The organism is Clostridia bacterium, assembly GCA_019683875.1.
Classification (GTDB): Bacteria; Bacillota; Sulfobacillia; order RBS10-35; family Bu92; genus Bu92.
Window position 1 is genome coordinate 1 of record JADGHN010000120.1, and the last position, 5154, is coordinate 5154.

Here is a 5154-nt window from a genome sequence, read left to right on the forward strand (position 1 = left end):
CGTTTCCTCCACGCCCAGCCGTACGGCGGCGCCCCGGATCCGCTGTTCCACCGGGACGCCGGCTTCTACGTGTTCCGCTTGCCGTTCTGGCTGCTGGTCTATCACAGCCTGAGCTCGCTCTTCTTTTTCAACGCGGTGCTGGCGGGCGGCCTGTACTTCGTCGGCGGCTTCGTCCAGTACTTCGCCGGCCGCGTCCAGCTCCACCCCCGGGCGCGGGCGCATCTCGCCGGGCTGGTCGCGGCGTTCTTCCTCCTGAAGGCGTGGGGATATGCGTTGGCAGCGGACCAGCTCGTCTACTCGACGCGCGGTGCCACCTTCGGCGCGGGATACACCGATGTCCACGCCGTCCTCCCCGCATTGCGGGTGCTTACGGCCATCTCGCTCGTCGTGGCGGGCATCGCCGCCGTCAACGCGTTCCGCCCGGCGTTGCGGGCCATGGCCTACGGAGTCCTCGCGCTGGGCGCCGCGTCCGTCCTCCTCGGCACGGCGTGGCCGGCGTTGCTGCAGGAGTTCGTCGTCCGCCCGAACGAGATCGCGCGCGAGACGCCGTACATCCGTTACGACATCACCTTCACCCGGCGCGCCTACGGGCTCGATGCGATCCGGCAAAGCCCGTTCCCAGCCGTGGAGGATCTCACGGCGGAGGACGTCTCCATGCGGAACCCGACGATCGCCAACATCCGCCTGTGGGACTGGCGGGTTCTCGGACAGGCGTATCAGCAGCTACAGGGCCTGCGATCCTACTATGAGTTCGACGAGATGGATGTCGACCGTTACACCATCGACGGCCAGCTCAAGCAGGTGCTGCTGGCCGCGAGGGAGATCAACTACGACCGGCTCCCCGGCCAGACGTGGATCAACCGCCACATCAAGTACACGCACGGGTACGGCGTGGCGGCCAGCCCCGCGGCGGACGTCGCGGCGGACGGCTTCCCGCGCTTCTGGGTGCAGGACGTGCCGCCGGAGGCGCAGGTGCCGGAATTGCGCGTCGAACGGCCGGAGATTTACTACGGCGAGCTGACCAAGGACTACGTGATCGTCGGGACAAGGGAGACCGAGTTCGATTACCCGAAGGGCGAGACCAACGCCTACACTCGATACCGCGGGACGGGCGGGGTGCCGATCGGGCCGATCCTGAACCGCCTGGCGTTCTCTTTGGACGTGCAGAGCTACAACGTGCTCTTCAGCACGGCCCTGACCAAGGACAGCCGGGCCCTCATCTACCGTGACATCGCCAGCCGGGTCGAGCGCATCGCGCCGTATCTCCTGTATGACAAGGATCCGTACATCGTCATCTCGAACGGCCGGCTGGTCTGGATCCAGGACGCCTACACGGTGACGCGCGCCTTCCCGTACGCGGAGCCCGCGGCGGACGGCTTCAACTACATCCGGAACTCCGTCAAGGTGACCGTCGACGCGTACAACGGCGACGTGCGCTTCTACGTGGCGGATCCGTCGGACCCGTTGATCCGCGCCTACGCGGCCATGTTCCCTGGCCTCTTCCGGCCCTTGTCCGACATGCCGGCGGATCTGCGCGCCCACCTGCGCTACCCGGAGTACCTGTTCGACGTGCAGGGGCAGATGTACGCGAAGTACCACATGACCGATCCCCAAGTGTTCTACAACCGCGAGGACCTGTGGCAGGTCGCCAAGGAGATCGTCGGCCAGGCGGCGCAGGACGTCGAGCCGTATTACGCGATCCTTGAGCTGCCGGGCGAGTCGCGGCCGGAGTTCATCCTGTTGCGGCCGTACACGCCGCGAGACCGCACGAACATGGTGGCCTGGCTCGGGGCGAGGTCCGACCCGGACCACTACGGCCAGCTGATCGCGTTCCTCTTCCCGAAGGACAAGAACGTCCTGGGGCCGCAGCAGGTGGAGTCGACGATCAGCTCCACGCCGGAGATCTCCCAGTCCCTGACGCTGTGGAACCAGCAGGGGTCTCAGGCGTCGCGCGGAAACCTGCTCGTCATCCCGATCCGCGACTCCCTCTTGTACGTGGAGCCGCTGTACCTGCAGGGCAGCAACTCGCCGCTGCCGAGACTGCAACGCGTGATCGTCGCCTACGATAACCAGGTTGCGATGGCGCCCACCCTGGAGCAGGCGCTCGCCAGCATCTTCGGCGAGGGCGTGGCGCCGTCGCAGCCCGGTCCCGAGGGTCCGCCGGCGGGACCGGCGCCCGGCCAGAGCCGGGTGCAGGAGCTCGCCGCGCGGGCTGCGCAGCTGTACCAGGAGGCCCAGGACGCGCTGCGGGCCGGCGACTTTGCCACCTACGGGCAGAGGATTCAAGCCCTCGGCGAGGTCCTGCAGGAATTGCAGGCGGTGGCCGGCGGTGCCGGCGCGACGGCGCCCGGGGCGAGAACGCCAGGTGGGACGCCGCCCGGGCCGCCCTCGACCCCGTGACGGGATCGGCGTCCGAACCACGGGGCGTGGAATTTGTGGACATGCGTGGAGGTTGAAGGATGGGCGAACGCACGGTCGCGCGCATCGCGGAAGTCGGCGCGCATGTGGGAGAGACGGTCGAAATCCGCGGTTGGCTTTACAACAAGCGTTCTTCGGGGAAGATCGTCTTCCTCATCGTCCGGGACGGCAGCGGGCTCCTGCAATGCGTGGGTTCCCTGCAGGATCTCGGCGAGGACGCGTTCCGGCGCGCGGAAGGGTTGAACCAGGAGGCGTCGGTGATCGTCACGGGCACCGTGCGGGCCGACCGGCGCGCGCCGGGAGGCTACGAGCTGTCGCTGGCCGCGGTGGAACTCGTCGGGGACTCGGTGGATTACCCGATCACCCACAAGGAGCACGGCGTCGACTTTCTCATGGACCACCGACACCTCTGGCTGCGCACGCCGCGACAGACGGCGATCCTGCGCATCCGGGCGGAGATCACCGCGGCTCTGCAGGAGTTCCTCAACGAGCGCGGGTTCGTGCGGGTCGACGGCCCGATCCTCACGCCGAACGCCGTGGAGGGCACGACGACGCTCTTCGAGACCGACTACTTCGGCGAGAAGGCCTACCTGACGCAGAGCTCGCAACTGTACGCGGAAGCGGCCGCGATGGCCCTCGGCAAGGTCTACACGTTCGGTCCGACGTTCCGCGCGGAAAAGTCGAAGACGCGCCGCCACCTCATCGAGTTCTGGATGCTGGAGCCCGAGATGGCGTACGCCACGCACGAGGACAACCTCCGGCTGCAGGAGGAGCTCGTATCCCACGTGGTGCAGCGCGTGCTGGAACGGCGCGCGGACGACCTGGCCACGCTGGGGCGCGACACCCGTTCACTGGAGCGCGTCCGCCCGCCCTTTCCCCGCATCACCTACGCCGAGGCGTTGGACCTCCTGCGCGAAAAGGGCCTGGACCTCCCGTGGGGAGAGGACTTCGGCGCCCCGCACGAGACGGCCATCGCCGAGTCGTTCGACCAGCCGGTCTTCGTGGAGCGGTTTCCCGTCGAGGTCAAGGCCTTCTACATGCAGCCCGATCCCGCCGACCCGCGCGTGGCGCTGTGCGCGGACCTTCTGGCCCCGGAGGGGTACGGCGAGATCATCGGCGGCAGCGAGCGCATCCACGACTTCGACCTCCTGGAGCGGCGCATCCGGGAGCACGGCCTGCCGATCGAGGTGTTCGACTGGTATCTCGACCTGCGAAAGTACGGATCGGTTCCGCACAGCGGCTTCGGCCTGGGGTTGGAGCGCACGGTCGCGTGGATCTGCGGGCTTGAGCACGTCCGCGAAACGATTCCATTCCCGCGGCTGTTGAACCGGTTGCGGCCATAAGGACGCCTGCCCGGCACGCGACCGCTTCAGCTTCGCGGAGCGAGCCCGCTCGTGCAGGGCAACCCGGAGGGAGGAGGACCGGTTGGAGTCGATCGCCCGGAAGCTGAAGGAACGGCGCGAAGCGATGGGGCAGACGCTTCGCCAGGTGCAGGAAGCGACCAAGATTCGCATCAAGTACCTGCAGGCCTTGGAGGACGCCGACCCGTCCGCGTTTCCAGGCGAGGTGTACCTGAAGGGCTACCTGCGGGCGTACGCGGAGTATCTCGGCCTCAACGCCCACGCCCTGCTTGAGGAGTACAACCGCGTGATGGGAACGGCGGACGAGACCGCGCCGGACGCGCCACGGACCTCCCGTCCGGTCCCGGACGATGCCTCAGGAGACGAGGCGAGCCGCCAGCTCGGCACGCGTCGCGAGCGGGTGCCGGGTCTGGAAGACGCCCCGGCGCCGCCGGCGCCCGGGTCGCGGCGCGCCACGCCCGCCAGCACCTGGGACGCTGAGGATGCGGACGGGGCGATGCGCTTGAAGCGGAGCGCGCGCGGCCGTCACGCTCGCACGCGATTGGGAGGGCCCGAGGCGCTTGGCCATCGCCGCGCGCCCGTCGGGGTCGTCATCGTCCTGGCCGCGTTCCTTGCAGGCGGCGGCTGGTGGGTCCTGCGGCACGCCCAACCGGCTTCGTCCGGCCGCGAACCGGCGCCCCCGGCGTCGACGGTCCCCTCGGAAGATGCGCGCGCGCCGAGCGAACTCCAGCCGAGCGAGCCGCCGCCTTCCGAACCCGCGCCCGCCGTGGAAGTCGAAAGGAGCGCGGATCCCTCGGGGAACATCGTGTTCACGGTGCGCCACGCGGCGAGCGTCGAGGTGTCCATCCGCTTCTCGGGACCGTGCTGGGTCCGGGCGATCGCCGACGGCCGCGAGATCGACCCGGGCACCACGTACAAGAACGGTGACGAGCGCACCTGGTCGGCCCAGCACGAGCTGCGCGTGACGTTCGGGTACGCCGGTCACGTGGAGCTGTCCGTGAACGGCGTCGCGCAGGGGCCCGTGGCGGACGGCCCGCGCGTGAAGACGGTGCGCTTCGTCAACGCCGGGGAATGACGGCGCCGCCGTCGTTCGTCGAACGCGGCCCGCTTCACGATTCCGTACGCGTTCCCGGCCGGAGCGACTAGGCCGGGGGGCGCCGCCGCATACTGAGGTGCGGAGGTGGCGCCCATGCGCGTTCGGTCGAGCGCGCGCGTCCTTTGCCTCGCGGTGGCGCTGTCTGTGGCGGCGGCGCAAGGAGCGGCCTTCGCCGCACCGTTCTCCTGGGACGATCGCGCGCCATGGTCCGGTTCGGTCGCGACGCCGGTCGACGCCAAGCCGGCGCCCGACGAGCCGGTTCCGCCCACCCGCCAGCCC

Annotated in this window: 3 protein-coding genes; all 3 read left to right on the plus strand. The window is 69.2% G+C overall.

Translation table 11 applies throughout. From position 1 onward, the window contains the following. A partial coding sequence (locus tag IRZ18_08435; protein ID MBX5477130.1) for a UPF0182 family protein occupies window positions 1-2400 on the plus strand: 2400 nt, incomplete at its 5' end. A gap of 59 nt (window positions 2401-2459) precedes the next feature. Then, window positions 2460-3761, plus strand: a complete 1302-nt coding sequence (gene asnS, locus IRZ18_08440; GenBank protein MBX5477131.1) for an asparagine--tRNA ligase — start codon at window positions 2460-2462, stop codon at window positions 3759-3761. Window positions 3762-3843: 82 nt separating this feature from the next. Next, window positions 3844-4854 (plus strand): DUF4115 domain-containing protein, encoded by a 1011-nt coding sequence (locus IRZ18_08445; protein ID MBX5477132.1) that lies wholly within the window; start codon window positions 3844-3846, stop codon window positions 4852-4854. The last annotated feature ends 300 nt before the right edge of the window (window positions 4855-5154 follow it).

What these genes read in the sequence shown, in the direction of transcription:
- asnS (MBX5477131.1), top strand. Translation starts at nt 2,460, where the DNA reads ATGGGCGAACGCACGGTCGCGCGCATCGCGGAAGTCGGCGCGCATGTG.